General features: G+C 71.3%; 23 protein-coding genes. 10 read left to right on the forward strand and 13 right to left on the reverse strand.

Annotated elements, in window-relative coordinates; all coding sequences use genetic code 11:
• Window positions 1-7 precede the first annotated feature (7 nt).
• Window positions 8-565: a cytochrome b/b6 domain-containing protein gene (locus tag ACEUEL_RS01110; protein WP_405701298.1), complete on the reverse strand. Its 558-nt coding sequence runs from the start codon at window positions 563-565 to the stop codon at window positions 8-10.
• Between the two features lie 2 nt (window positions 566-567).
• Window positions 568-840, reverse strand: coding sequence for a PepSY domain-containing protein (locus ACEUEL_RS01115; RefSeq protein ID WP_405701300.1), 273 nt, complete (start codon window positions 838-840; stop codon window positions 568-570).
• Window positions 841-1,142: 302 nt separating this feature from the next.
• Between ACEUEL_RS01115 and ACEUEL_RS01120 the strand changes: the two genes are divergently transcribed.
• Window positions 1,143-2,837, forward strand: a complete 1,695-nt coding sequence (locus ACEUEL_RS01120; RefSeq protein ID WP_405701301.1) for a SulP family inorganic anion transporter — start codon at window positions 1,143-1,145, stop codon at window positions 2,835-2,837.
• A 3-nt stretch (window positions 2,838-2,840) separates the two neighbouring features.
• On the opposite strand, the gene ACEUEL_RS01125 is transcribed toward ACEUEL_RS01120, so the two are convergent.
• The 3 genes from ACEUEL_RS01125 to ACEUEL_RS01135 all read right to left on the reverse strand — a co-directional run bounded on the left by ACEUEL_RS01125 (window position 2,841) and on the right by ACEUEL_RS01135 (window position 6,091).
• Window positions 2,841-4,079 (reverse strand): M23 family metallopeptidase, encoded by a 1,239-nt coding sequence (locus ACEUEL_RS01125; RefSeq protein ID WP_405701302.1) that lies wholly within the window; start codon window positions 4,077-4,079, stop codon window positions 2,841-2,843.
• Window positions 4,080-4,179: 100 nt separating this feature from the next.
• A complete protein-coding gene (locus ACEUEL_RS01130; RefSeq protein ID WP_405701304.1) occupies window positions 4,180-5,415 on the reverse strand; it encodes a lipase family protein in 1,236 nt (411 codons plus the stop codon).
• Between the two features lie 295 nt (window positions 5,416-5,710).
• Window positions 5,711-6,091, reverse strand: coding sequence for a winged helix-turn-helix transcriptional regulator (locus ACEUEL_RS01135; RefSeq protein WP_405701306.1), 381 nt, complete (start codon window positions 6,089-6,091; stop codon window positions 5,711-5,713).
• Window positions 6,092-6,231: 140 nt separating this feature from the next.
• On the opposite strand from ACEUEL_RS01135, the gene ACEUEL_RS01140 reads away from it, so the two are divergent.
• Both ACEUEL_RS01140 and ACEUEL_RS01145 read left to right on the forward strand, forming a co-directional pair.
• Complete coding sequence (locus ACEUEL_RS01140; RefSeq protein ID WP_405701308.1) at window positions 6,232-7,071, forward strand: SDR family oxidoreductase; 840 nt, start codon at window positions 6,232-6,234, stop codon at window positions 7,069-7,071.
• An 88-nt stretch (window positions 7,072-7,159) separates the two neighbouring features.
• Window positions 7,160-8,065 (forward strand): AEC family transporter, encoded by a 906-nt coding sequence (locus ACEUEL_RS01145; RefSeq protein ID WP_405701309.1) that lies wholly within the window; start codon window positions 7,160-7,162, stop codon window positions 8,063-8,065.
• Here the strand turns inward: ACEUEL_RS01145 and ACEUEL_RS01150 are convergent.
• Window positions 8,062-9,900: a monovalent cation:proton antiporter-2 (CPA2) family protein gene (locus ACEUEL_RS01150; protein WP_405701311.1), complete on the reverse strand. Its 1,839-nt coding sequence runs from the start codon at window positions 9,898-9,900 to the stop codon at window positions 8,062-8,064. The two genes, ACEUEL_RS01145 and ACEUEL_RS01150, sit on opposite strands and share 4 nt — an antisense overlap.
• Before the next feature lie 279 nt (window positions 9,901-10,179).
• Here ACEUEL_RS01150 and ACEUEL_RS01155 point away from each other — a divergent pair, with 279 nt between their 5' ends.
• The 4 genes from ACEUEL_RS01155 to ACEUEL_RS01170 all read left to right on the forward strand — a co-directional run bounded on the left by ACEUEL_RS01155 (window position 10,180) and on the right by ACEUEL_RS01170 (window position 13,839).
• Window positions 10,180-10,485: a hypothetical protein gene (locus ACEUEL_RS01155; protein ID WP_405701312.1), complete on the forward strand. Its 306-nt coding sequence runs from the start codon at window positions 10,180-10,182 to the stop codon at window positions 10,483-10,485.
• Window positions 10,486-10,590: 105 nt separating this feature from the next.
• Window positions 10,591-10,989, forward strand: a complete 399-nt coding sequence (locus tag ACEUEL_RS01160; protein WP_405701314.1) for a MarR family winged helix-turn-helix transcriptional regulator — start codon at window positions 10,591-10,593, stop codon at window positions 10,987-10,989.
• A 52-nt stretch (window positions 10,990-11,041) separates the two neighbouring features.
• A complete protein-coding gene (locus ACEUEL_RS01165; RefSeq protein ID WP_405701316.1) occupies window positions 11,042-12,361 on the forward strand; it encodes an MFS transporter in 1,320 nt (439 codons plus the stop codon).
• Window positions 12,362-12,447: 86 nt separating this feature from the next.
• Window positions 12,448-13,839 carry an MATE family efflux transporter gene (locus ACEUEL_RS01170; RefSeq protein WP_405701317.1) on the forward strand — a complete coding sequence of 464 codons (1,392 nt, stop codon included), beginning with the start codon at window positions 12,448-12,450 and terminating at the stop codon, window positions 13,837-13,839.
• Window positions 13,840-14,012: 173 nt separating this feature from the next.
• On the opposite strand, the gene ACEUEL_RS01175 is transcribed toward ACEUEL_RS01170, so the two are convergent.
• Together ACEUEL_RS01175 and ACEUEL_RS01180 are read right to left on the reverse strand one after the other, a co-directional pair.
• Window positions 14,013-15,374: an LLM class flavin-dependent oxidoreductase gene (locus ACEUEL_RS01175; RefSeq protein WP_405701319.1), complete on the reverse strand. Its 1,362-nt coding sequence runs from the start codon at window positions 15,372-15,374 to the stop codon at window positions 14,013-14,015.
• A gap of 323 nt (window positions 15,375-15,697) precedes the next feature.
• Window positions 15,698-16,453 (reverse strand): IclR family transcriptional regulator, encoded by a 756-nt coding sequence (locus tag ACEUEL_RS01180; protein ID WP_405701322.1) that lies wholly within the window; start codon window positions 16,451-16,453, stop codon window positions 15,698-15,700.
• Window positions 16,454-16,576: 123 nt separating this feature from the next.
• Here ACEUEL_RS01180 and ACEUEL_RS01185 point away from each other — a divergent pair, with 123 nt between their 5' ends.
• Genes ACEUEL_RS01185 through pcaF form a run of 3 tightly spaced genes read left to right on the forward strand, consistent with a single transcriptional unit; the run spans window position 16,577 to window position 19,180 of the window.
• A complete protein-coding gene (locus tag ACEUEL_RS01185) occupies window positions 16,577-17,284 on the forward strand; it encodes a 3-oxoacid CoA-transferase subunit A (RefSeq protein WP_405701323.1) in 708 nt (235 codons plus the stop codon).
• Entirely contained in the window at window positions 17,281-17,970 is a 690-nt protein-coding gene (locus ACEUEL_RS01190; RefSeq protein WP_405701325.1) for a CoA transferase subunit B, read from the forward strand. The genes ACEUEL_RS01185 and ACEUEL_RS01190 overlap by 4 nt, the downstream gene beginning before the upstream one ends.
• A 7-nt stretch (window positions 17,971-17,977) precedes the next feature.
• Window positions 17,978-19,180: a 3-oxoadipyl-CoA thiolase gene (gene pcaF / locus ACEUEL_RS01195; RefSeq protein ID WP_405701328.1), complete on the forward strand. Its 1,203-nt coding sequence runs from the start codon at window positions 17,978-17,980 to the stop codon at window positions 19,178-19,180.
• Between the two features lie 23 nt (window positions 19,181-19,203).
• On the opposite strand, the gene msrA is transcribed toward pcaF, so the two are convergent.
• The 5 genes from msrA to ACEUEL_RS01220 all read right to left on the reverse strand — a co-directional run bounded on the left by msrA (window position 19,204) and on the right by ACEUEL_RS01220 (window position 24,067).
• A complete protein-coding gene (gene msrA, locus ACEUEL_RS01200) occupies window positions 19,204-19,905 on the reverse strand; it encodes a peptide-methionine (S)-S-oxide reductase MsrA (RefSeq protein WP_405701330.1) in 702 nt (233 codons plus the stop codon).
• A 35-nt stretch (window positions 19,906-19,940) separates the two neighbouring features.
• Complete coding sequence (locus ACEUEL_RS01205) at window positions 19,941-21,878, reverse strand: cytochrome c biogenesis protein DipZ (protein ID WP_405706505.1); 1,938 nt, start codon at window positions 21,876-21,878, stop codon at window positions 19,941-19,943.
• Window positions 21,879-21,883: 5 nt separating this feature from the next.
• Entirely contained in the window at window positions 21,884-22,366 is a 483-nt protein-coding gene (gene msrB / locus ACEUEL_RS01210; RefSeq protein WP_405701332.1) for a peptide-methionine (R)-S-oxide reductase MsrB, read from the reverse strand.
• A 208-nt stretch (window positions 22,367-22,574) separates the two neighbouring features.
• The gene (locus ACEUEL_RS01215) at window positions 22,575-23,099 is read right to left on the reverse strand and encodes an FUSC family protein (protein ID WP_405701334.1); all 525 of its coding nucleotides are present in this window, start codon (window positions 23,097-23,099) and stop codon (window positions 22,575-22,577) included.
• 8 nt (window positions 23,100-23,107) lie between these two features.
• Window positions 23,108-24,067, reverse strand: a complete 960-nt coding sequence (locus ACEUEL_RS01220) for a hypothetical protein (RefSeq protein WP_405701336.1) — start codon at window positions 24,065-24,067, stop codon at window positions 23,108-23,110.
• Between the last annotated feature and the right edge of the window lie 76 nt (window positions 24,068-24,143).

Here is a 24,143-nt window from a genome sequence, read left to right on the forward strand (position 1 = left end):
CGATGCCTCACGCCCGCTTGCGCCCGGTCACCATCGACCAGACGAGGTTCTCCCGGTGCCGCCAGCTCTCGAACAGAGCCGCGCCCGCATGCAGGAGAGCGAGGACGAGTATGGCATTGGCGATGCCTTCGTGCAGCTCTTCCAGCCAGTCCTCGCCCCAGAAGGCGTCGAGGCTCATCATCCATCCGGTGAGGGAGACGGCGGCGAGCAGGCCCATGAGCAGCAGCATCATCACCGCGCCGGCCGGGTTGTGGCCGAGCGTGCGCGGTTCGCGCCCGCGCACCAGCGCGGCGAGATAGGCGGTGAGGCGGCGCGGGCCGGGCACGAAATCGGCAAAGCGCGCGTAGCGCGTGCCGATGAAGCCCCAGACCACGCGGATGGTGAGCGCGGCGGCGACGATGTAGCCGACCACCTCGTGGGGGCGATCCTCCAGCACGAACAGGTTGAGCAGACAGCCGGCGACGACGGTCCAGTGGAACAGGCGCACGACCGGGTCCCAGACGGCGACGGTCGCAGGGCCGGCCGGGGCGTTCTCCACCCCGGCCGCGGAAGCATCCCCCGCCATCGTCAGTCGATCTCGGACTTCACGACCGCGCCGGTGACCGGGTTGAAATAGACCTCGGCCTTCTTGTTGTCCTTGGTGTAGCCGTAGATCTCGTAGCAGCTGCCGGTGACCTTGAAGGTCTTGATCTTCTGGTAGCCCATCTCGGTGACCTTCTCCTTCATCGCGTCCTCGGACATCCACTTGTCCTTGGGCTCCTTGGTGCAGGCCGGAGAGGCGGACGCGGCGGCCGGCACCAGGACGGCGGCGGCGAGAAGAGCGGCGAGCGTGTAGCGCATGTCGAATCCCTTGTCTGTGATCGCGAGATGTTCGGCGATGGCGGCACGCTAGCCGGGCGAATCTGTCAGCCAGCCGTCCATGCCGACGGGAAGCGGGATGCGGTTGGATGCGGCGGTGGGAAGATGCTGGCGGGAAGACACCTGCGGGAAGACACCTGCGGTGCTCGGGGCTAGGATCGGCTCCGGTCGGGCGCGCGATCCGTGCGTCCATGCCGGAGTGAAGCCATGCGTGCCCATGCCGTCGTCCGAGCGCCCCGCGGCGGCCGTGGCCTGCCGGCGGGCGGCGCGGGGGAGGGGCGGCGATGAGCTTGCGTCCCGACCGGTTCATCCCGCGCGGCCTGCGCGGCTATCGCCCGGACTGGCTGCGCCACGACCTCACCGCCGGCCTCGCCATCGCGGCGGTGGCGATCCCCAGCGCCATCGCCTATCCGGCGATCGCCGGGCTGCCGCCGGAAGTCGGGCTCTATTCGAGCATATTGCCGCTGGTCGGCTACGCGCTGTTCGGGCCCTCGCGCCAGCTGGTGGTGGGGCCGGACGCGCCGACCATGACCGTGCTGGCGGCGGTGCTGGCCAGCCTGCCGGCGGCGAATGTCGCCGACCGGGTGGCGACGGCCTCGGCGCTGGCGCTCGCCGTCGGGCTGTTCTGCCTGATTGCCAGCCGGCTGCGGCTCGGGGCCATCACCGCCTTCCTGTCGCGGCCGATCCTGGTGGGCTTCATCAGCGGCATCGCGCTCTCCATCCTGATCGGGCAGATCGGCCGCTTCACCGGGCTGAAGATCGAATCGGACGGGCTGGTGCCGCCGCTGGTGGAACTCGCGCGCAAGGCGGGGGCGATCCACGCGCCCTCGGTGATGCTGGGGGCGGCGATGTTCGCGCTGCTGGTGGCGCTGCAGCGCGGGCGCTTCCCCGTGCCGGGGCCGCTGGTGGTGGTGGTCGTGGCGGTGGCGGCCTCGGCGCTGCTGGACTTCCGCGGGATGGGGATCAACGTGGTCGGGAGCCTGCCGGAAGCGCTGCCGGGCTGGTCGCTGCCGGTTACCAGCCTGCCGCTCAAGGAACTGCTGCTCGGGGCGGGCGCGGTGTGGCTGGTGAGCTTCGGTTCGGGGATCGTGGCGGCGCGCAGCTTCGGCGCGCGGGGCAAGTTCGAGGTGGAGGCCAATGCCGAGCTGGTGGGGCTGGGCGGGGCCAACATCGCCTCGGGGCTGTTCAGCGGCTTTCCCGTCACCGTGTCGGATTCGCGCACGGCGATGAACCTGTCGGTCGGGGGCCGCTCGCAGCTCGCCGGCCTCGTCGCGGCGGCGACGCTGACCGGGATGCTGCTGTTCCTCAATGACGGGCTGAGCCTGCTGCCGGCGCCCGCGCTGGGGGCGATCCTCGCCTCGGCGGCGCTGAGCCTGATCGACATTTCCGGCTTCCGCGAGCTGTGGCGGGTGAGCCGGATGGAATTCGCCTTCGCGCTGATCGGCATGTGGGGGGCGGTCAGCCTCGGCGTGCTGAACGGCGTCGTCATCGCGGTGGCGGCGACGCTGATCTACGTGCTGCTGAAGGAGATGCGCCCGCACATCGCGCTGCTCGGCCGCATCGACGGGCGCGCCGGCTTCTACAAGCTGCACCGCGCGCCCGAGGCGCATCCGGTGCCGGGGCTGGCGCTGTGCCTGATCCAGGGCAGCCTGTTGTTCTTCAACGTCGATTTCGTGCGCGGCCAGATCGGCGAGATCACCGGCGCGCTGCCCGCCGGCACGCGCTGGTTCGTGCTCGACGCCAGCGCCATCGTGCAGGTCGATTCCACCGCGGCGGCGATGCTGGAGGCGTTCCGCGCCGATCTCGCCCGCCGCGGCATCGCGCTCGGCATCGCCGAGCTGCACGCCGATCCGGGCGAGATCCTCGCGCGGGCGGGGCTGCTGGAGCGGATCGGGCGGGGGATGATCTTCGAGGACCTCGAGGACGCCGCCACCGCCTTCGCGCGGGCGGAAACGGCGCCCGCGCCCCGCCGGACGTGAGGGTCAGGGGCCGAAGTCGACCACCTCGTTGTTGAGCGGGAGCTGGTTCGCGTGCGGCCCGGCGAGCCAGCCGGGCTCAAGCGCGCCCGGCTTGCCGGCGAAGAACGCGTCGTCCGGCTGCAGCCGGCCCTGGCCGGTGAAGGCGTCGAACACATAGGGCAGCCCGTTCGAGGAGAGCGGGGAGGGGCCGTCCATCACGTGGAAATGCAGGTGCGGGCCGTCGGTGTTGCCGGTGTTGCCGAGCTGGGCGATGACGTCGCCGCGCCTCACCCGGTCGCCGATCTTCACCGCCACCGTTCCGGTCTTGAGGTGGGCGTAGAGGGCGAAATTGCCCGCGCCCATGTCGACCACGATGTGATTGCCGGTCGCATTGGCGATGGTGGTGTCGGTCGGCAGTTCGCCCGGCGTGCGCTCGGGCGCGCCGTCGCTGAGGCCGACCACGACGCCGTCCGCCGCCGCGTGGATCGGCACGCCGAAATAGGGGTAGCTCGCGAGCTGGTCGATCGGGCCGGTGGCGAGGCGGTGGTCGCGGTCGATCTGCACGAAGTCGATGGCGAAGCGCTCGGGCGCATAGGGCGTGCCGTCGAAGGCCATGACGCCGCCGCGGTGCGAGGTGATGGTGTCGCAGCAGCCGTTGGCGGCCAGCCAGCCGGGCCCGCGCAACGGCGGCGACAGCCGGATCGCCGGGCGGGCGTCGACGCCGACCGGGGCCGTCTCGAAGGTCACCTCGGCGGGGATGCCGTCGCTGGGCCCGAGCGGCAGCCCCTTGTGGATGTCGGTGCCCGCCGCCTTCTTCATGCGGGTGGTGGCGATGCGGTGGCCGAGCGCGGCCGGCACCGGGGCGCCGGCCGGCAGCGCCACATCCATGAACACCAGCGCCGATTGCGAGGGGCCGAGCACCACGCCGGGATCGCCGCCATTGATGCGGAACACGGCGGCGAGGCCGTCGCCGTCGAGCCGGCCGAGCGGCTTGCCGCCGGGGCCGTCGGTCGCCTCGATGGCGTCGACCCGCACCACGAGGCGGGTCATGTTGACGAGGGAAAGCTCGTAGACGAGGTGGGTGCGCCCGTCGGCGCCGGCGACCGGACGGGGGTCGGCGAGATGGGAGACGGCGAGCGCGGTGAACGGGCGTTCGTCCGCGCCGGCCGGGAGCGTCCCGGTGAGGGTGACGACGAAGCTGCCGGCGACCACGCCGGCGGCCAGAAGCCGGCGCGCGAGCGCCGGCACGTTCAGTATCTCCATCCTGCGCTCTCCCCCTCGTTCTGACCGATCATGGCCGAGCGGACCGAGGGAGAAAAGCGGGATCCACGGCCCGATCGAACGGGGACAAGCGGTCGAGGCGTCAGTGCCCCGGCCGCGCCGGGATGGTGTCGGGCGCCTCGCCGCAATCATCCGGCGCCGGCTGCCCGTCGAGCCGCGCGGTGAGCCATGTCACCGCCGCAGGTCCCGCCCCGCGCTCGGCGCCGCCATGGGAGGCGCCTTCCACCTCGACATAGTCGACGCGGGCGCCGGTGTGGCAGAGGCGCGTCACGTAGTCCCGCGTCGGCGCCGGCCCGACCACCTGGTCCATCGTGCCCTGCGCGATGAACACCGGCGCGCCCTCGCGCTGCGGCGCGGAGTTGCGCGCGATCAGGCGGTTCCACGCCGTCTGGCGGACGGCATCCCTGGTCAGGAAGCCGGTCGCGCCGTAGTCGATGGCGGTGAGCCCGAGCGTGAGGTCGTCGCCGGGGGTCAGGCTGCAGGTCGTCGCGATACGCGCGAGATCCGGCATGGCCCGCCCCTGCACCACCGCACCGGCCGGGGCGCCATAGGCGTGGCTCCACGACCAGATGGCGTAGGAGGCGATGACCTTGCCGGAGAGCGAGCCGATATCGGCGCGCAGCAGGCGGCGCAGCTCGGTCGGCGGCGAGGCGGCGGCGACGCCGACGAGGTCGAGGTCGGGCGCATAACGGCGGGCGAGGGCGCCTGCGAAGAGCGCGGCATGGCCGCCTTCCGAGAAACCCCAGCTGGCGACGCGGCGGCCGGCATCGGCGCCGGGCACGTGGCGGGCCGCCCGGGCCGCGTCGATCAGCGCGTGCGCCTCGCTGACGCCGACGAGATAGGGGTGGCCGTTGCCGGCGCCGAGGCCCTGATAGTCGGTGGCGACGACGACATCACCGGCGGCGAGCAGGCCGTTCAGCCCCTCGATGGCGGCGAAGTCGCGTGCAGGGGCGCGGGAGGGGGCGCAGCCGGCGGCGATGCCGGTGGTGCCGTGGCCCCAGGTGACGATGCCGCGCCCGCCGCGCGGCTCGCCGCCAGCGGGAACGGCGACCACGCCCGAGACGGCGACGGCTTCGCCCGACAGCCCGCGCGAGCGGTAGAGGATGCGGTAGGCGCTCGCCGCCCCACGCGGCGCCGCGACGGGTTCGAGGCGCAGCAGCGTCCCGGGACGGCCGGGGATGTCCTGGGCCGCGACCGTGTAGAACGCATCGGCGGCGGTGGCGGCGGCCACGTCGGGTGCAAGAGCCATCATCGCGACGGCGGCAGCGGCGACAGCGATGCCGGCCTTCCGGGCGGTCTTCGGCAGTTTCGGGCGCATCGGCGTTTCCCCCCGCGATGGCGGCGACGGCCCGTGCCGCCCCGTTCCGCACAGGAATGCGCCCGACCGGGCCGGGCTTCTTGCGCAAGGGCATGGCCGAGTGCGGGAATGCATGGCCGCGGACGGCGCGGCCCGCGACCTCCGCGGTTCAGGGCGGGGCCGGAAATTCCCCGGCCCGCGTGACCCCGCGACGGCCGGAGGCCGTATCCGGGATCGCTTCGGTATTCCGGCGGTCGGTGGCGGCTCCTTGCCGGAGGCCCCGTCCGGGACGGCGCCGAGGGGGCCAAACCCTCTCTCAGACGCTTGGCTGCGGGTCCCGCGCCGCGTCGTAGCTCTTCTGCGCGGCCAGCACCGCCTCGATATTGGCCTCCGCCCAATGGGCGAGGGCGGCGATGGTGTCGGTCAGCGTGCGGCCGAGCGGGGTCAGCGCGTATTCGACCGTGACCGGCACGGTGGGGAAGATGGTGCGGGTGACGAGCCCGTCCCGCTCCAGCTTCTTCAGCGTCTGCGACAGCACCTTCTGCGAGATGCCCTTGATGTCGCGGCGCAGCCGGTTGAACCGCACCGGGCCTTCTTCGAGCGTGTGGAGGATCAGCACCGCCCATTTGTCGGCGATGCGGTCCAGCACCAGGCGGGTGGGGCAGCGGTCCTCGTAGACGTCGTAGGCGGGCTGCATGCGGACCTCCTGTGCGCCCGGCCGGGGGCGGTTACCGCGAGGACATCAGGTGAGCGGAAAGTGCCTTCTTCCGGCCTTTCACATCGGGAGGTATGTATCATCTCGAAAGCTGGTTTCAAATGGATACCATGGAGAGAGCGATGGCTGGACGGATTCTCGTGCTCGGCGCCCGCGGCACGGTGGGCACGCCGCTGGTGGCGGCGCTGCTGGCGAAAGGCGAAAAGGTGCGGGCCGCGAGCCGCAGCGGCGCCGCGGTGGCGGGCGCGGAGAGCGTCGCGTTCGACTATGCCGATCCGGCCACCCACGCGGCCGCCTTTGACGGCGTCGACCGCGCCTATGTGCTGCTGCCCACCGGCCATACCAATGTGAAGGAACTGCTGGCGCCGGTGATCGCGGCGGCGGCGGCGCGCGGCGTCAAGGTGGTGCTGCAGACCGCGCTCGGCGTCGATGCGGACGATTCCATCCCCTATCGCCAGGTCGAGCTGGCGCTGGAGGCATCCGGCGTGCCCTTCGTGATCCTGCGGCCGAACTGGTTCGCCGACAATTTCCACACCTTCTGGAAGCCGGGCATCGACCATGGCGTGATCGCGCTGCCGGCGGGCGAGGGCAGGACCAGCTTCATCGACGCCCGCGACATCGCCGCCAGCGCCGCGGCGGCGCTGACCGAGGCGCGCTTCGAGGGCCGGGCGTTCAACCTCACCGGGCCGGAGGCTCTCTCCTATGGGCAGGCGGCGGCGATCCTCGCGGAAGTCGCGGGCAAGCCCATCGCCTACACGCCGATCGACGACGCCGCCTTCGTCGCGATGCTCACGGGCGCCGGGGTGCCGGCGGACTATGCCGGCTTCCTCGCCACCATCTTCCATCCCGTGCGGGAAGGCTGGGCGGCGGGCGTGACCGGCGATGTCGAAGCGCTCACCGGCGCGCCGCCGCGCCCGCTCGCGACCTATGCGCGGGACCACGCGGCGCTGTTCCGGGGCTGAGGCGCACGGCGCGCGAATAGGAGTGGCGCGCGCCCGCCATTCCTGTTTCAAGCTGGGGCGGGGACGGTACGGTTCAACCGGGGGCGGCGTGCAGCAGATCGCGTTGATACTCGTGTGCCTCGGCATCGGCGTGCTGCTGCGCCTTTCGGGACGGCTGCCGGACAACGCCACCAAGGTGCTCGGCGGCTGGGTGATCAATGTCGCGCTGCCGGCGGCGGCGCTCCACAGCGTGCACGGGCTCACCATCGCCGACGACTGGTGGCTGGCGGCGGCGACGCCGTGGATCGGCGCCGGGCTCGCCATTCTCGTGCTGGTGCCGCTCGCCCGCGCGCTCGGCTGGAGCCGTCAGCGCACCGGGGCGCTGCTGCTGGTCGCCGGCTGGGGCAACACCTCCTTCGTCGGGCTGCCGATGATCGCCGCCTTCGCCGGCAGCCAGTGGCTGGGCCTCGGCATCGTCATCGACCTGTTCGGCTCCTATCTCGCGCTGTCGACGCTCGGCCTCGCGGTGGCGACGGTGGCGAGCGCGGGCCATCTCGACGCCGGCGCGGTGCTGCGGCGGATCGCGACCTTCCCGCCCTTCATCGCCATCCTCGTCGCCTTCGCCACCAACCATGTGGCGCGGCCGGACTGGCTCAGCGAACTGTTCGGCACGCTCGCGGGCACGCTGACGCCGGTGGCGCTGGCGGCGGTGGGGTTCGCGCTGCGGCTCGACAAGATCGGCGGGCGGCTGGCCGCGCTCGCGGTCGCGCTCGGCTTCCGGCTCGTCGCGGCGCCGCTCGCCATCCTCGCGCTCTATCTCGCGCTCGGGCAGGCGGGCGATCCTGTGGCGAAGGTGGCGATGCTGGAGATGGCGATGCCGCCCATGCTGGGGGCGAGCATCATCGCGCTCGACCACGATCTCGAACCGGATCTGGTCGCGCTGGTGATCGGCATCGGCGTGCCGCTTTCGCTGCTCACCGCCTTCGGCTGGTGGAGCCTGATCGCGGCGCTCTAGACCGGTGCGGGACGGGGTACGGGGGCGGGCTCGGCCTCCGGCTGCGGGGCGGGCTTGAGCGGGAGGTTGCCGAGGATGAGGGCGCGGGCGGCGGTGCTGTAGAGCCCCTCGGTGAGTTCGAGGGCGAGGCGGTCGGCGTCGCGGCGCCTTATGTCGGCGATCACCTCGGCGCGTTCCTCCGGCTCGACATCCATCATCTCCAGCGCCTTGTCGGCGAGGGTCAGCGCGGATTCGAAGGTCTCGCGGATCTGGAAATCGGCGCCGGCATTGATGAGGGCGGCGGCGTGCTCGCGGTCATGGGCGCGCACGAGGATCGGCACCAGCGGGAACTCGGCCTTGACCAGCTCGGTGATCTTCAGCGCAGCCTCGGCATCGTCCACCGCCACGATGATCAGCCGGGCATGGTGGGCGCCGGCGGCGTGCAGGATGTCGAGCCGGGTGCCGTCGCCGTAATAGACCTTGAAGCCGAAATCGCGGGTGACGCGGATCAGCTCGGGGTCGGTCTCGATCAGCGAGATCGAGCAGGCATGGCCGAGCAGCGGCTGGCTGACGATCTGGCCGAAGCGGCCGAAGCCGATCATCAGCACGCTGGCCTCGAGGTTCTCCGCCCGTTCCACCCCGTCGAGCGAGGGCGCGGCCTTGGGCATCAGCCGGTCATGGGCGATGATCATCAGCGGGGTCAGCGCCATCGAGACGATGATGGTGGCGGTGAGGATGGCGTTGGATTCGGCGTCGATCAGGCCGGCCGAGGTCGCCGCCGCGTAGAGCACGAAGGCGAATTCGCCGCCCTGCGCCATCAGCACGGCGCGCTCGATCGCCTCGCGGTTGCCGGTCCGGAACAGCTTGGCGATGACGAAGATGCCGATCATCTTCAGCACCATGTAGGCGAGCACCGAGACCGCGATCAGCCGCCAGCTGGCGACGATCACGGTGAGATCCAGCGCCATGCCGACACCGAGGAAGAACAGGCCGAGCAGGATGCCGCGGAACGGCTCGATATCCGCCTCCAGCTGGTGGCGGAACGAGGATTCCGACAGCAGCACGCCGGCGAGGAAGGCGCCCATCGCCATGGAAAGCCCGCCCAGCTGCATGGCGAACGCCGCGCCGAGCACCACGAACAGCGCCGCCGCGGTCATCACCTCGCGCGCCTTGGCCTTGCCGAGGATGCGGAACATCGGGTCGAGCAGATAGCGCCCGGCGAGGATCAGCGCGGCGACCGAGGCGAGGGCGACGGCGATGCCGGTGAGCCGCTCGCCGAGGGTGACGTGGCCCCCGCCCGGCGCGAGGAACACCACCAGCGCCAGCAGCGGCACGATGGCGAGGTCCTCCAGCAGCAGGATGGCGACGATGCGCCGGCCCTTGGGCAAGGCGAGCGAGCGGCGCTCGTCCAGCATCTGCATGACGATGGCGGTGGAGGTGAGCACGAAGCCGGTGCCGGCGACGAAGCTCTCCGCCACCGGGTAGCCGAGCGCGAGGCCGACGCAGGTGAGCAGCCCGATGCACACGCCCACCTGCGCGAGGCCGAGCCCGAAGATCTCCCCGCGCATCGCCCACAGCCGCGAGGGCTGCATCTCCAGCCCGATGATGAACAGGAACATGACGACGCCGAGCTCGGCGACATGCAGGATCGACTGGGGATCGGTGAAGACGCGCAAGCCGAACGGGCCGATGGCGAGGCCGGCGGCGAGATAGCCGAGCACCGAGCCGAGGCCGAGCCGCTTGAACAGCGGCACCGCGACCACGGCGGCGCCGAGCAGCACGACGATCGGCAGGAGATCGACGCCGCCATGAGCCGCGGCCTCCGCCGCATGAAGTTCACCCGCCCCGGCTGCCATGCGCTCTCCCTCTCGATCCGACTCGAAACCGAGCCATACCATGCCCGTGATGTGGCGCCCGTTGCCGCGCGGTCACGCTCGGCGCCGGCGTTGGCGTGCGAGACCCGTGCCGGGGGTTTTGTGACCTGCGCCGGGGCTCGCGAAAACCGTGCCGGGCGGTCCGCGCCAGTGGGTGCGGCTCATTCCGCGTTGCGCCGGCTCGCGCGTGCCCTATCCTCGACCCCGGCACGACGCACGGGTGCCGCCCGCCCGACGCCGTGCGAGCCGCGGAGTGCGACCATGCCCCATCTCGTGCGCTTTCTCCTGCGCCATGCGCTGATCGGCATCGCGATCGCCGTTCTATGCGTCGGCGGGCTGATCTCTTTCGACATCGCCCGGCTGGGCACGCTGGTGACGCAGTCTTCCGCCGGGCCGCTCGCCGTGGTCGCGCTCACCATCGCGCTGGGCATCACCTTCGGCAGCGTGCAGATGGGCATGGCGGTGATGCTGCTGGGCGCGGAGGAGCCGGACGCGGGGCCGGGCCGCGGCCGACCGGTGCCGCGGCTGCTCGCCGTCCGGGCGAGGCCGCGCGCCGGCCGTTTCTGAATCGCACGATAGCGCGCCCGCGCCTGCCGGATTCGCGGGCGCTCCTGCGTCGGCCGGCGTGGCGCGCGCTGGACAGGGCGTCGGAAGCGGGTATATACACGCATCATGTTGTCGCCCTGCTACTGCACACGGCTCCGCGCCGCCGGCCGCCGTATCGCCGCGATCTACGACGCGGCGCTGGAGCCGCTCGGGATCAACGTGGCGCAGTTCGCGCTGCTGCGCATGATCGAGCGCCGGCAGAAGGTGAGCCTGACCGAGCTCGGCCGCGTCGCCGAACTCGACCGCTCGACCATGGGGCGCAATGTGCGGGTGCTGGAGCGGCTCGGGCTCGCCGCGGCGGGGCGGGGCGAGGACCAGCGGGAATCGGTGGTCACGCTGACGGCGGCGGGGGCGGAGCTGCTCATCCGCGCGGCGCCGCTGTGGGAAGCGTGCCAGCGCACCGTGGAGGCGCGGCTGGGGCCGGAGCGGATCGAGGCGCTGGACGAGCTGCTGCAGGCGGTCTGACGCGACGTTTTTTTGCTGTTACGCGGGTATATACCCGCAGATAGGACGCCCGATGACGACGACCTCCGCGCCGGCGATTGCCGGCGATTCCGCCCTGTCGCGTGCCCTGGCCCGGCGCGGCATCCATTATGGCTGGGTGGTGGCCGGGGTGACCTTCCTCACCATGCTGGTCACCGCCGGCGCGGTCGGCACGCCCGGGGTGCTGATCGGCCCGCTGCAGGCCGAATTCGGCTGGGACACCGCCGCCATCTCCTCGGCCTTCGCGGTGCGGCTCGTGCTGTTCGGGCTGATGGGGCCGTTCGCCGCCGCCTTCATGAACCGCTTCGGCCTCAGGCGGGTGGCGAGCGTGGCGCTGGCGCTGATCGCCGCGGGCATTCTCGGCTCCTTCCTCATGTCGAAGCTGTGGCACCTCCTGCTGCTGTGGGGCGTGGTGGTCGGCTTCGGCACCGGGCTCACCGCCATGGTGCTGGGCGCGACGGTGGCGACGCGCTGGTTCGTGGCGCGGCGCGGGCTGGTCATGGGGCTGCTGACCGCCAGCACGGCGACCGGGCAGCTCGTCTTTCTGCCGCTGCTGGCGCGGCTCACCGAGAGGGTCGGCTGGCGGGGCGCGCTGGCCTTCGTGCTGGCGCTGATGCTGGTGGCGGCGGTCGCGGTGCTGGCGCTGATGCGCGATAGGCCCTCCGAGCTCGGCCTCGCCCCCTATGGCGCCGACGCGCCGGTGCCCGCGCCGGCCGGTCCTTTGAGCCTCGCGGCCATGCTGGCCTCGCCGCTGCTGGCGCTGCGCGAGGCGGCGGGGTCGCGGACCTTCTGGGTGCTGTTCGGCACCTTCTTCATCTGCGGCGCCTCCACCAACGGGCTGGTGCAGACCCATTTCGTCGCGCTGTGCGGGGATTTCGGCATGGCGCCGGTGGCGGCGGCCGGGGTGCTGGCGATGATCGGCCTGTTCGACTTCGCCGGCACGGTGGGCTCGGGCTGGCTGTCCGACCGCTTCGACAGCCGCACGCTGCTGTTCTGGTATTACGGCCTGCGCGGGCTTTCGCTGGTCTATCTGCCCTTCACCGATTTCAGCTTCTACGGCCTGTCGCTGTTCGCGGTGTTCTACGGGCTCGACTGGGTGGCGACGGTGCCGCCGACGGTGAAGCTGGCGGCCGACCGCTTCGGCGAGCGCGCCAACCTCGTGTTCGGCTGGATCTTCGCCGGCCACCAGCTCGGCGCGGCGGCGGCGGCCTATGGCGCGGGGCTGACCCGCACGCTCTACGCCACCTATCTGCCGGCCTTCTTCGTCGCGGGCCTGCTGTGCTTCGTCGCCGCCATCGCCATCCTCGCCGTGCGCGAGCCGCGCGACGGCGCGGCGGTGCCGGCCGCGGCGTGAGCGAGAGGCGGGGCGATGCTGACGGGCGCGCGGTGCCGTGCGATGAAGCGCGGCCGCCGGTCGCGGCAGAAGGGTGCACGGGCGGCATGAGGGTCGAGGACGGCAACGGGGCGAGCGCTCCGCCGGCGGGCGCGCGGAGCGCCGATCCGCGCACGCGCCAGCTGCTGGAGGCGCCGGTGCTGCCGCTGCTGCTGCGCCTCGCCTGGCCGAACGTGCTGATCATGCTGGCGCAGGCCTCGACCGGGCTGATCGAGACCTGGTGGGTGGCGAAGCTCGGCACCGACGCACTCGCCGGCATGGCGCTGGTCTACCCCGCCTTCATGCTGATGACGGCGATCTCGGGCGGCGCGGTGGGCGGGGGCATCTCCTCCGCCGTGGCGCGGGCGCTCGGCTCGGGGCGGCGGGAGGAGGCCGACGGGCTGGTGCTGCACGCGGTGGTGGTCTGCCTGCTGCTCGGGCTCGCCTGCTCGGCGATCTTCCTGATCTTCGGCCCGGCGATCTACCGCTTCCTCGGCGGCACCGAGGGCGAGCTGGCGGCGGCGCTGACCTATTCCGACGTGCTGTTCGCCGGCATCGTCCTCATCTGGCTGATGAACGGGCTGGCCAGCGTCATCCGCGGCACCGGCAACATGCTGGTGCCGGCGGCGGTGACCTGCGGCGGCGTGCTGTTCCTGATCCCGGTCTCGCCGGTGCTGATCTTCGGCGCGGGGCCGGTTCCGGCGCTCGGCATCGCCGGCGGGGCGGTGGCGCTGATCACCTATTTCGGCGCGGGAACGCTGGCGCTCGCCGCCTATATCCTCTCGGGCCGCAACCCCGCCCGCTTCCGCTGGGTGCGGATCCGCCGGGCGCCCTTCGCCGACATATTGCGCGTGGGCGGGCTCTCGGCGCTCAACGCGCTGCAGACCAATCTCGTCATCGCCGGCGCCACCGCGCTGGTCGCCACCGCGGCGGGGGCGCAGGCGCTGGCGGGCTACGGCACCGGCGTCAGGCTCGAATACCTGCTGATCCCGCTGATCTTCGGCATCGGCGCGCCGATGGTGGCGATGGTCGGCACCAATATCGGCGCCGGCCGCGCCGACCGGGCGCGGCACATCGCGCTGGCAGGGGGGCTGCTTGCCTTCGCGGTGACCGAGGCGATCGGGCTGGCGGCGGCGTTGTTTCCGCACGCCTGGCTCTCCCTGTTCAGCGCCGAGCCGGGCATGATCGCGGCCGGCAGTGCCTATCTGCGCATCGTCGGGCCGGCCTACGGCTTCTTCGGCCTCGGCCTCGCGCTCTATTTCGCGGCGCAGGGGGCGGGGCGGCTGTTCTGGCCGATCGTGGCGGGCGGGCTGCGGATCGCCGTCGCGCTGGGCGGCGGCTGGCTGGCGCTGCGCCTCACCGGGTCGATCGAGGCGCTGTTCGCCGCGCTCGCCGCCGCGCTCGCGGTCTACGGCCTCGTCATCTTCGCGGCGGTGCGTTCGGGGGCATGGCTGCGTTAGCCCTGCAGGAACGATCCGAAACTTTGTCCAGCGGCGTCATCCCGGAACGGCCGCAGGCCGTATCCGGGATCGCCTGGATGTCATGACGAGCGGCTATTGCGGCGAGCGATCCCGGCTCGCGGGCGCTGCCCGCGTCCGGGATGACGGCTCCCGCCCGCCTCGCCGACTGTCGCTCACGCCGCGCCGGACTGGCGGCGGGCACGGGCGTAGCGATTCTCCGGCACGGGCAGGCCGAGATTGGCGCGCAGTGTGGTGCCCTCATATTCGTCGCGGAACAGGCCGCGCCGGCGCAGCTCCGGCACCACCAGCTCGGTGAAGTCGGTCAGCGCCGCGGGCAGGGTCGGGCACATCACGATGAAGCCGTCCGCGGCGCGGCCCTGGAACCACTCCTCCATGAAGTCGGCCACCACCGCCGGCGTGCCGGTGATGCCGTTGCCGGTGTGCTTCTCGCTGAACAGCTTGATCAGCTCGCCCACCGTGTGGCCCTTCATGACGAAATCGGTGAGTTCGTCGAACAGCGCCTTGGAGCCCTTCGGCGCCGCCGGCAGGCGGTCCTTCGGGAAGGGCTGGTCGAGCGGCACGCCGGAGAGGTCGGCTTCGAGGAATTCCGCCAGCATGGCGCGGCCGACATCGGGGTGCAGCGCATTGGCGAGGAACTCGACCTTCTCGCGCGCCTCCGCCTCGGTGCGCCCGACATTGATGACGACGCCCGGCATCACCTTGAGCTCGTCCGGCTGGCGGCCGAACTTGCCCATGCGCTCCTTCAGCGTCGCGTAGAAATCCTGGCTGCGCTTGAGGTTGGAGGCGAGCGAGAACACTACCTCTGCCGTCTCGGCGGCGAGCTCGATGCCCGCTTCCGAGCCGCCCGCCTGCGCGATCACCGGGCGGCCCTGCGGGGAGGCCGCGATGTTGAGCGGCCCGCGCACCTGGAAGTGCTTGCCCTTGTGGTTCAGCGTGTGGAGCTTGTCCTTGTCGTAATAGACGCCGGTCTCGCGATCGAGCAGCAAGGCGTCGGGCTCGAACGAATCCCACAGGCCGAACACGACGTCGACGAATTCCTTGCCGCGCTCGTAGCGCAGCGCGTGCGGATCGAGCCCCTCGCGGTTGAAGTTGTAGCCGGTCTCGTCATGGTCGGAGGTGACGACGTTCCAGCAGGACCGCCCGCCCGAGAGATGGTCGATCGAGGCGAAGATGCGGGCGAGGTTGTAGGGCTCGTAATAGGAGGTCGAGGCGGTGGCGACGAGGCCGAGCCGCGAGGTCGACATGGCGAGCGCCGCCAGCAGCGTCAGCGGCTCGAAGCGGTTCATCTTGGTCGGCAGGCGGCACAGCGCCTCCGGGTCGCCGATCGCGCTCGCCGGGGAATCGGCGAGGAACATGAAGTCGAACTTCGCCTCTTCCGAGACGCGCGCGACATTGGCGAGATGGGCGATGTGGTTGGCCCCGTTCACGTCGCTCGCCGGGTGCAGCCAGCCGGCCGGGTTGTAGCCGAAGGTGTAGACGAAGGTGCCGAGCTTCAGCTTGTCCGGACGGGCCATGGCCAATTGTCTTCCTCACGCGGGTTGAACCGGGGGCTCGGGGCGCGAGCCTAGCGCTCCGCGGCCGGAAAGGTCTATACATAATTTCGCGGATGGCGCGCCCCCGCGCCGGCGGCGGGATGGTACCCGCCCGTGCTCCGCGCGGGAACAGGCGGTCCTCGGGGCCTCGGGCCCGGTTTGGCCAATCGGCGCACCGTCATCCCGGCCGCAGCCGCAGGCAAAGAGCCGGGATCGCTCCCGCATGCCCACGCGATCCCGGATACGGCCTGCCGGCCGTTCCGGGATGACGCTTGTGGCGAGCATCCGGGCGGGCTCCCGGAGGTTCAGGGCAGCAGCGGGCGCAATTCGGCCTGCACCTTCCGCAGCGCGGGCAGGAAGCGACCGGGCATGTCGGCGGCCGGCATCTGGGCGGCGGAGGCGCCGATGTTGAGCGCGGCCACCACGCGGTCGCGGGCATCCCTCAGCGGCACGGCGATGGAGCAGAGACCGAGTTCCAGTTCCTGGTCGATCACCGCATAGCCCTGCGCCCTGATGCGCGCGATCTCGGCCATCAGCGCGCCGGGCTCGGTGCGGGTCAGGCCGGTGTGGGGGCGGATGTCGGAGCGCGCGAGGATCGCCTGCGCCTCGCCCTCCGGCAGCGCCGCCAGCAGCACCCGCCCCATCGAGGCGCACCAGGCCGGCAGGCGCGAGCCGGGGGTGAGGTTGATCGACATCACCCGCTTCTGCGCGGCGCGGGCGACATAGACGATCTCGGTGCCCTCCAGCACGCTGGCCGAGGCGCTCTGGCCGACCTCCTCGGACAATCGGTCGAGATGGGGCTGGAGGAGGCGGGGCAGCGGCGTCGCCGCGAGATAGGCGTGGCCGAGCCTGAGCACACGCGGGGTCAGCTCGAAATACTTGCCGTCGTAGCGGGCATAGCCGAGTTCGGCGAGGGTCAGCAGGCAGCGCCGCGCCGTGGCGCGGTCGAGCCCGGTGGTCGCGGCGATGTGGGCGATGGTCATCTTCGGGCTGGCGGCGTCGAAGGCCTCGATCACCCGCAGCCCCTTGGCGAACCCGCCGATGAAGTCGGTCTGCTTCATGTCCATCGGTTTGTGCGTTATATGAACAAAAATCGTATATCGCACAAAAATCTTGCCGTCCAGCGGTGCCGGACCTATCGCTCGATCGCCGGGCGAGACGCCGGCGCAGGGAGTGAGGGCATCGTGGACAAGACGGTCCGGGAGCTTTCGGAGGCGGTGCGCGACATCGGCGACGGCGCCACCGTGATGGTCGGCGGCTTCGGCGGGGCCGGCGCGCCGATCGAGCTGATCCACGCGCTGATCGACAAGCGCCCGCGCGGGCTCACCATCATCAACAACAATGCCGGCACCGGCCGGGTCGGCCTCGCGGCGATGATCGACGCCGGCATGGTCGCGAAGATGGTCTGCTCGTTTCCGCGCTCCTCCGATCCGCGCGCTTTCACCGAGCGCTACCTGCGCGGCGAGATCGAGCTGGAACTCGTGCCGCAGGGCACGCTGGCCGAGCGCATCCGGGCCGGCGGGGCGGGCATTCCCGCCTTCTACACCCCGACCGCCTACGGCACCGAACTCGCCGAGGGCAAGGTGATCGCCGAGTTCGACGGGCGCCCCTATGTGCAGGAGCGCTGGCTGAAGGCCGATTTCGCGCTGATCAAGGCGCAGCTCGGCGACGAGCAGGGCAACCTCACCTACAACAAGGCGGCGCGGAACTTCAGCCCGCTGATGTGCATGGCGGCGCGCACCACCATCGTGCAGGTCGCGCATCTCGTGCCGGCCGGCGGTATCGACCCGGAAGCGGTGGTGACGCCCGGCATCTTCGTCGACCGCGTCGTCGAGGTGCCCGACCCCCAGCAGGAAGAAGACCTCATCCGGGCGGGAGCCTCCTATCCATGACCACCGACCCGCACCACAACCGCCGGCTGTCCAACGCCCAGATCGCCTGGCGCGCCGCGCAGGACATCGCCGACGGCGCCTATGTCAATCTCGGCATCGGTTTTCCCGAGATGGTGGCGAGCTATCAGCCGCCGGGCCGCGAGGCGATCTTCCACACCGAGAACGGGCTGCTCAATTTCGGCGAGCCGCCCGCGCCGGGCACGGAGGACTGGGACCTCATCAACGCCGGCAAGAAGGCGGTGACGCTGAAGCCGGGCTCCTCCTTCTTCCACCACGCCGACAGCTTCGCCATGGTGCGCGGCGGCCATCTCGACGTCGCCATCCTCGGCGCCTACCAGGTCTCGCAGCAGGGCGATCTCGCCAATTGGCGGGTCGGCGCCAAGGGCGTGCCGGCGGTGGGCGGGGCGATGGACCTCGTGCACGGGGCGAAGCAGGTCTTCGTCATCACCGAGCACATGACCAAGACCGGCGAGCCGAAGCTGGTGGAGAGGTGCAGCTTCCCGCTGACCGGGGTCGCCTGCGTCACCCGCGTCTATACCAGCCACGCCGTGGTCGACATCGCCGGCGGGCGCTTCGTGCTGCGCGAGAAGCTGCCCGATCTCTCCCTGAACGAGCTGCAGGCGATGACCGGCGCGTTGCTCCATCTCGATGGGGCGGTGGGCGACCTCGTCGCGCCCGAGCTGTGAGGCACCCATGAGCGAAGCCTTTATCTGCGACTATATCCGCACCCCGATCGGCCGCTTCGGCGGCGCGCTGGCGACCGTCCGCGCCGACGATCTCGGCGCGGTGCCGCTCAAGGCGCTGATGGCGCGCCACGCCGGCCTCGACTGGGCGGCGGTGGACGACGTCATCTTCGGCTGCGCCAACCAGGCGGGCGAGGACAACCGCAACGTCGCGCGCATGTCCTCCCTGCTCGCGGGCCTGCCGGTCTCGGTGGGCGGCAGCACCATCAACCGGCTGTGCGGCTCGGGGATGGACGCGGTGATCGCGGCGGCGCGCGCCATCAAGGCGGGCGAGGCGGAGCTGATGATTGCCGGCGGCGTCGAGAGCATGAGCCGGGCGCCCTTCGTGATGCCCAAGGCCGATGCCGCCTTCTCGCGCCACGCCGAGATTCACGACACCACCATCGGCTGGCGCTTCGTCAACCCGCTGATGAAGCAGCAATACGGCGTCGATTCCATGCCGGAGACCGGCGAGAACGTCGCCGAGGACTACGGCGTCTCCCGTGCCGATCAGGACGCCTTCGCGCTGAGGAGTCAGGCCAAGGCCGCCGCCGCGCAGGCCAATGGCCGGCTGGGGCGCGAGATCACCCCGGTCACCATCCCCCAGCGCAAGGGCGATCCGGTGGTGGTCGACCGGGACGAGCACCCGCGCGCCACCACGATCGAGGCGCTGACGAAGCTGCCGACGCCGTTCCGGGCGGGCGGCACGGTGACCGCCGGCAACGCCTCGGGTGTCAATGACGGGGCTGCCGCGCTGATCATCGCCTCGGAAGCGGCGGCGACGCGGCACGGGCTCACGCCGATCGCGCGCATCCTCGGCGGCGCCACGGCGGGCGTGCCGCCGCGGGTGATGGGCATCGGCCCCGCCCCGGCCAGTCAGAAATTGCTGGCCCGGCTCGGGCTGACGCCGGAGAAGCTCGACGTGATCGAGCTGAACGAGGCCTTCGCCTCGCAGGGCCTCGCGACGCTGCGCCTGCTCGGCATCGCCGACGACGACGGGCGGGTGAACCGCAATGGCGGCGCCATCGCGCTCGGCCATCCGCTCGGCATGTCGGGCGCGCGCATCACCGGCACGGCGGCGCTCGAACTCGGGCTGACCGGCGGCAAGCTGGCGCTCGCCACCATGTGCATCGGCGTCGGGCAGGGGATCGCCATCGCCCTCGAGCGGCCCTGAGGCGCTCCCCCGCCGGCGCCGGCCTACTGGCCGGCGGTGGCGGCGACCAGCACCGGCTTGTCGCGATAGGTTGCCGGGAAGAGGCGCTTGAGGTTCTCGATCTTCGGCAGGTCGTTGATGACGATATAGGGATAGGTCGGGTTCAGCGTCAGGAAATCCTGGTGATAGGCCTCGGCCGCGAAGAAGGGCTGCGGCGCCTCGATCTTCGTCACGATCGCCGCGTTGAACACCCGAGCCTGGTTGAGCTGGCCGATATAGGCCTTGGCGACGCGGGCCTGCTCGTCGCTGGTCGGGAAGATGGCCGAGCGGTACTGCGTGCCGCGGTCCGGGCCCTGCCGGTTGAGCTGGGTGGGATCGTGCGCCACCGAGAAGAAGATCTGCAGGAGCTGGCCGTAGCTGATCTTGCGCGGATCATAGGTCACCTTCACCGCCTCGGCGTGGCCGGTGCTGCCGCGGCTGACCATGTCGTAATGGGCGTTCGCCTGTGTGCCGCCGGCATAGCCGGAAACGGCGCTGGTGACGCCGTCGACATGCTGGAACACGCCCTGGACGCCCCAGAAGCAGCCGCCCGCCAGCACGGCGACTTCGCTGTCGGCGGCCGGGGCGGCGTCGACGGCGGGGGCGGGAATGGCGATGCCTTCCTGAGCGGTGGCGGGCTCCATCCGGGCGAGGCCGGCAAGGGCCAGAAGGGCGGCGCCGGCAACCAGAAGCGAAGCGGTTCTCATCGGCTTTCTCCGAAGGTTCGATCGAGCGGCTGTGTTCAGCCGAAGGTGAAGGCGTAGGCCTCGACCCCGGGGTCGAGGAAGCGGATCTCGAAGGTGCGCTCGCCGACCGCGCCGGGCTGGCGGATCAGCTGGTAGAGCCGCTGGTCGCTCACCACGCCCTCGCCGTCGGCGTTCACGTCCATGCCGTGCGCGTCGCCGGGCGGGGCGCCGTCGAGGGTGACCTTGAAGCGCACCGGCTTGCCGTCGCGGCCCGGGCCGAGCACGAGGTGCAGGTCGCGGGCGTGGAAGCGGTAGACGATGGCGCCGTCCGGGGCGTCGAGCGCGGCGTGCTCGGCGGCCACCGTCCAGGTGCCGGTGAGCCCCCATTCGTTGAGGCGCGGATCGCCGGAGGCATAGACCGCCGGCTCGCCGCGCCGCTGGCCGCCGGGCGAGACGAAATTCTCGGCGCGCTCGAAGCCGACATAGGTCTCGGGCGACATCACGTCCTTCTGGTCGGAGGGCGCCTCGGCGCCGGTCGCCGCGACCGTGACCGTGCCGGCGCCGGCGACGTCGGTGCGGCCGGCCTCGGCGAGCAGCTGCTGGATGACCCGCTCGGACTCCTCATAGCCGCCCTCGCCGAAATGATGGTGGCGGATGCGGCCCTGCGCGTCGATGAAGTAGTGCGCGGGCCAGTAGCGGTTCTGGAAGGCGCGCCAGATGGCGTACTGGTTGTCGACCGCGACGGGGTAGCCGATCTTCAGGTCGGCGATGGCCTTCTTCACATTGCCGAGGTCGCGCTCGAAGGCGAATTCGGGCGTGTGCACGCCGATCACCACCAGCCCCTTGTCGCGGTATTTCTCCGCCCAGGCGCGGACATAGGGAATGGTGCGCAGGCAGTTGATGCAGGAATAGGTCCAGAAGTCGATCAGCACGACCTTGCCGCGCAGGCCCTCGGCGGTGAGCGGGGCGGAGTTGAGCCAGTCGGTGGCGCCGGCGAGCGAGGGCAGGGTGCCCTCGACCGGCAATTGCTCCGCCGGCGCCGCGCCCGGCGCGGCCATCATGGCGGGGTTGGCCGCCATCATAGCCGGGTTCGCGCTCATCATGGCGGGGCCGCCGGTCATGGCGGGGTTGGCGCTCATCATGGCGGGCCCACCGGTCATGGCGGGGTTGGCGCTCATCATGGCGGGGCCGCCGGTCATGGCCGGGTTGGCGCTCATCATGGCGGGGCCGGCGCCGTCGGCGATGGTGGGCGGGGTAGGGGAGGCGTCGGGGGCGAGGCGGTCGATCAGGCGCTGCTCGAGCGCGTTGGTGCCGGCCAGCGAGACGCGGGTGAGAAAGCCGGTATCGAGGCCCAGCGCGATGGCGCCGACCGCGACCAGCACCAGCGCCCCGAGCCCCCGGCGCGCCCATTCGCCGACGCCGAGCGAGCGCTTCATCGCCGCGAAGACCCGGCCGCCGACCAGCAGCGCCAGCGCCAGCGAGGTCGCCGCGCCGGCGGCATAGGCGAGCAGCAGCGCGCTGGTCTGCGCATTGGCGCCGTTCAGCGCGGCGCCGGTGAGGATCAGCCCGAGCACCGGCCCGGCGCAGGGCGCCCAGAGCAGGCCGGTGGCGACGCCGAGCACCAGCGAGGACCCGACGCCCCCCCGTGCACCACCCCCCGGCGCGCCCGATTCCGACATGCGGCCGCCGAGACGCACCAGCGGCGCGCTCATCCGCTCGGCCAGCGCCGGGAACAGCAAGGCGAGGCCGAACAAGGCGAGCAGCAGCAGGGCGGCGAGCCGGCCATACTGGTTGGCCTCCACCACCCAGTTGCCCGCCACCGCCGCGAGCGTGGCCACCAAGGCGAAGCTCGCCGCCATGCCGACCAGCATGGGCAGTGCGCCGCGCAGGAAGGGCTGGCCGGCGCGGGCGAAGACGAAGGGCAGAACGGGCAGGATGCAGGGGCTGACGATGGTCAGCACGCCGCCGAGAAAGGCGAGCACGAACAGGATCATGATCGTCACGCGGCCAGCGGCTTGAAGGTCATGGCGACCCCGTTCATGCAGTAGCGCAGCCCGGTCGGCTTCGGCCCGTCATTGAACACATGGCCGAGATGGCCGCCGCAGCGGGCGCAGCTCACCGCGGTGCGGACCATGCCGAACGAGCCGTCCATCGTCTCGACCACCGCCTTGTCGAGCGGCGCCCAGAAGCTCGGCCAGCCGGTGCCGCTGTCGAACTTGGTGGCGGAGGAGAACAGGTCGTTCTCGCAGCCCGCGCAGGCGAAGGTGCCGCGACGGTGCTCCTCGTTCAGCGGGCTGGAATAGGGCCGCTCGGTGCCGTCGCGGCGCAGCACGGCGTATTGCTGCGGGGTCAGGCGCTTGCGCCACTCCTCGTCGGTATAGGTCACCGGAAAGGTGGCGCCGGTCGCGGCGCCGCCCTGGCCGCGCAGGCCGAGAAAGGCGATGCCGGCGCCGGCGAGCAGTGCGAGTCGTCGTGAGAGCATGGTGCACTCCGTGAGCGGCCCGCGGGCCGCCGTCGAGGATCCAGATGAGCCGATGCCGGCCGGGGCGGCGGGAAGCCGGGAGGGCTCGTCGCCGGTCGCGCGTCCGCGTCAACTCTGCCTCAGATACGAGCGGGAAGGCCATATCGTTACGGAGGGGCCCGTTCACGGGTTGTTGTAGCGCCATTCGCGCCGTTCGGCCCGGTGCCCGCTACTTCGCCGGCTTGGCGGGGACGTGCCAGATCCGCGACATCAGCCAGGAGATGGCGGCGCCGACGACGCAGCCGAGAATGACCTCGGCGACGCGGCGCAGGCCGATCTCGAAGCCGGTCAGGCTCGAATGGCCCGCCGCGGCCGACGCGATCACCAGCGCCGCGGTGATCGGCCCCTGCCGCCACATGGTGGGGATGCGCACGACATAGGCGGAGACGAGCGCGCTCACACCCATGGCGAAGGGCAGTGTCCATTCGTTGGCGCCGCCGATGGCGAGGAAGGCGAGGCCGACCAGGCAGCCGACGAAGCCGTTGCACAGGCGGGCGCGGAAATTGGCGATCGCCTGCTTCACCTGCGGGTCGCTCGCCGCCACCAGCGAGGCGATCGCCCAGATCGGGTTCACGCCGACCATGACGCGCAGGATCAGCCACAGCAGCAGGCTGCCGACGAAGATGTTGAGGGCAAGATGGACGCCGAGAAAGGCGTCCTGCCGCATCCGGTCGAGCACGCGCTCGCGCGCCATGGGCGGGTCTACTCGTGCGCCTGCGGGGGATTGCCCTTGAGCCGGTAGACGAGGCCGGTCTTGGTGGTGCCGAGCGAGAGCCAGTCGCGGCCGGCCTGCTGCAGCTCGATGAAGAAGGCCTTGCAGCGTTCCCGCGCCTTGTCGTGGAGCTGGTTGGCGCGCTCGAACTTCGCCTGGAAGGCGAATTCGCCGCACAGCGCGTGGTGGGTGCCGCGCTCGCGCCAGATCGCGATGTTCGCCTTGGCCTTCACGCCCTTGCCGAAATTCAGCACGCCGAGATCCTGCAGCACTTCCTCGACGATGGTCTGGTTGACCAGTTCGACCCGCTCGGCGCCGGCGGCCTTGAGCGGGGCGAGGGCGGGGAACACATCGGCCAGCATCGCCATCGAGGTGCGGTCGCCCTCCGGCGCCTGGCTGAGGCCGAACTGCACATTGTGCGAATAGAGCAGCCGCAGCCCGCCGACCTCGTTCTTCAGCGGCAGCGCCTCGGCCTTGAACTTGATGCGGTATTGGCCGGCGATGTTCGGGCGGACATCCATGGTGGCGGCGGTGGCGAGATCGGGATGGCGGAACTTGAACACCACTTCCGGCTCGCCGGCGGGAAAGCCGTTCTCGTAGCGGATGCGCCGGCGCAGGATGAAGGCGCTGTTGTAGAGGCGGAAATCGGCGGTATCGAGGAACACCACCTCGCGCAGCACCGGATTCAGCACGATGCCCTTGTCGGAGAAGCCGATGCCGAATTTCTCGGCGGTCCGCGCCACCAGCTTCCCGTACTCGAAGAAGACCTTGGCGGAGGTGAAGCGGTCGGGCTTCAGGATCAGCTTGCATTCGAGGTACTGCACCTCGTCCTGCGGGCTGCCGTCGCTGTAGAGGGCCGGCTCGGCCGCTTTCGCCTTGCCGGCCGGTGGGCTCGCGCTCGCGCGGGTCTGAGTGCCTGCCGGTTTCTTCTTCGCCGCCGCTTTTGCCATGGCGTCATCTTCCCGGATCGCTCCGGCGCGCCGCCGCCGGACCTGCAGTCGGTACTCACGTAGCATGCGGTGCACC

Source organism: Ancylobacter terrae, assembly GCF_045108345.1.
Classification (GTDB): domain Bacteria; phylum Pseudomonadota; class Alphaproteobacteria; order Rhizobiales; family Xanthobacteraceae; genus Ancylobacter.

Excerpts from the sequence above, each read along its gene's own strand:
- pcaF (WP_405701328.1), top strand. The coding sequence starts at position 17,978 with ATGAGCGAAGCCTTTATCTGCGACTATATCCGCACCCCGATCGGCCGC.
- ACEUEL_RS01150 (WP_405701311.1), bottom strand. The coding sequence starts at position 9,900 with ATGGCAGCCGGGGCGGGTGAACTTCATGCGGCGGAGGCCGCGGCTCAT.
- msrA (WP_405701330.1), bottom strand. The coding sequence starts at position 19,905 with ATGAGAACCGCTTCGCTTCTGGTTGCCGGCGCCGCCCTTCTGGCCCTT.
- ACEUEL_RS01205 (WP_405706505.1), bottom strand. The coding sequence starts at position 21,878 with ATGATCCTGTTCGTGCTCGCCTTTCTCGGCGGCGTGCTGACCATCGTC.
- ACEUEL_RS01165 (WP_405701316.1), top strand. The coding sequence starts at position 11,042 with ATGACGACGACCTCCGCGCCGGCGATTGCCGGCGATTCCGCCCTGTCG.
- ACEUEL_RS01110 (WP_405701298.1), bottom strand. The coding sequence starts at position 565 with ATGGCGGGGGATGCTTCCGCGGCCGGGGTGGAGAACGCCCCGGCCGGC.
- ACEUEL_RS01160 (WP_405701314.1), top strand. The coding sequence starts at position 10,591 with ATGTTGTCGCCCTGCTACTGCACACGGCTCCGCGCCGCCGGCCGCCGT.
- ACEUEL_RS01125 (WP_405701302.1), bottom strand. The coding sequence starts at position 4,079 with ATGGAGATACTGAACGTGCCGGCGCTCGCGCGCCGGCTTCTGGCCGCC.
- ACEUEL_RS01175 (WP_405701319.1), bottom strand. The coding sequence starts at position 15,374 with ATGGCCCGTCCGGACAAGCTGAAGCTCGGCACCTTCGTCTACACCTTC.
- ACEUEL_RS01135 (WP_405701306.1), bottom strand. The coding sequence starts at position 6,091 with ATGCAGCCCGCCTACGACGTCTACGAGGACCGCTGCCCCACCCGCCTG.
- ACEUEL_RS01190 (WP_405701325.1), top strand. The coding sequence starts at position 17,281 with ATGACCACCGACCCGCACCACAACCGCCGGCTGTCCAACGCCCAGATC.
- ACEUEL_RS01155 (WP_405701312.1), top strand. The coding sequence starts at position 10,180 with ATGCCCCATCTCGTGCGCTTTCTCCTGCGCCATGCGCTGATCGGCATC.
- ACEUEL_RS01215 (WP_405701334.1), bottom strand. The coding sequence starts at position 23,099 with ATGGCGCGCGAGCGCGTGCTCGACCGGATGCGGCAGGACGCCTTTCTC.
- ACEUEL_RS01120 (WP_405701301.1), top strand. The coding sequence starts at position 1,143 with ATGAGCTTGCGTCCCGACCGGTTCATCCCGCGCGGCCTGCGCGGCTAT.
- ACEUEL_RS01220 (WP_405701336.1), bottom strand. The coding sequence starts at position 24,067 with ATGGCAAAAGCGGCGGCGAAGAAGAAACCGGCAGGCACTCAGACCCGC.
- ACEUEL_RS01130 (WP_405701304.1), bottom strand. The coding sequence starts at position 5,415 with ATGCGCCCGAAACTGCCGAAGACCGCCCGGAAGGCCGGCATCGCTGTC.
- ACEUEL_RS01180 (WP_405701322.1), bottom strand. The coding sequence starts at position 16,453 with ATGAAGCAGACCGACTTCATCGGCGGGTTCGCCAAGGGGCTGCGGGTG.
- ACEUEL_RS01140 (WP_405701308.1), top strand. The coding sequence starts at position 6,232 with ATGGCTGGACGGATTCTCGTGCTCGGCGCCCGCGGCACGGTGGGCACG.
- msrB (WP_405701332.1), bottom strand. The coding sequence starts at position 22,366 with ATGCTCTCACGACGACTCGCACTGCTCGCCGGCGCCGGCATCGCCTTT.
- ACEUEL_RS01170 (WP_405701317.1), top strand. The coding sequence starts at position 12,448 with ATGAGGGTCGAGGACGGCAACGGGGCGAGCGCTCCGCCGGCGGGCGCG.
- ACEUEL_RS01115 (WP_405701300.1), bottom strand. The coding sequence starts at position 840 with ATGCGCTACACGCTCGCCGCTCTTCTCGCCGCCGCCGTCCTGGTGCCG.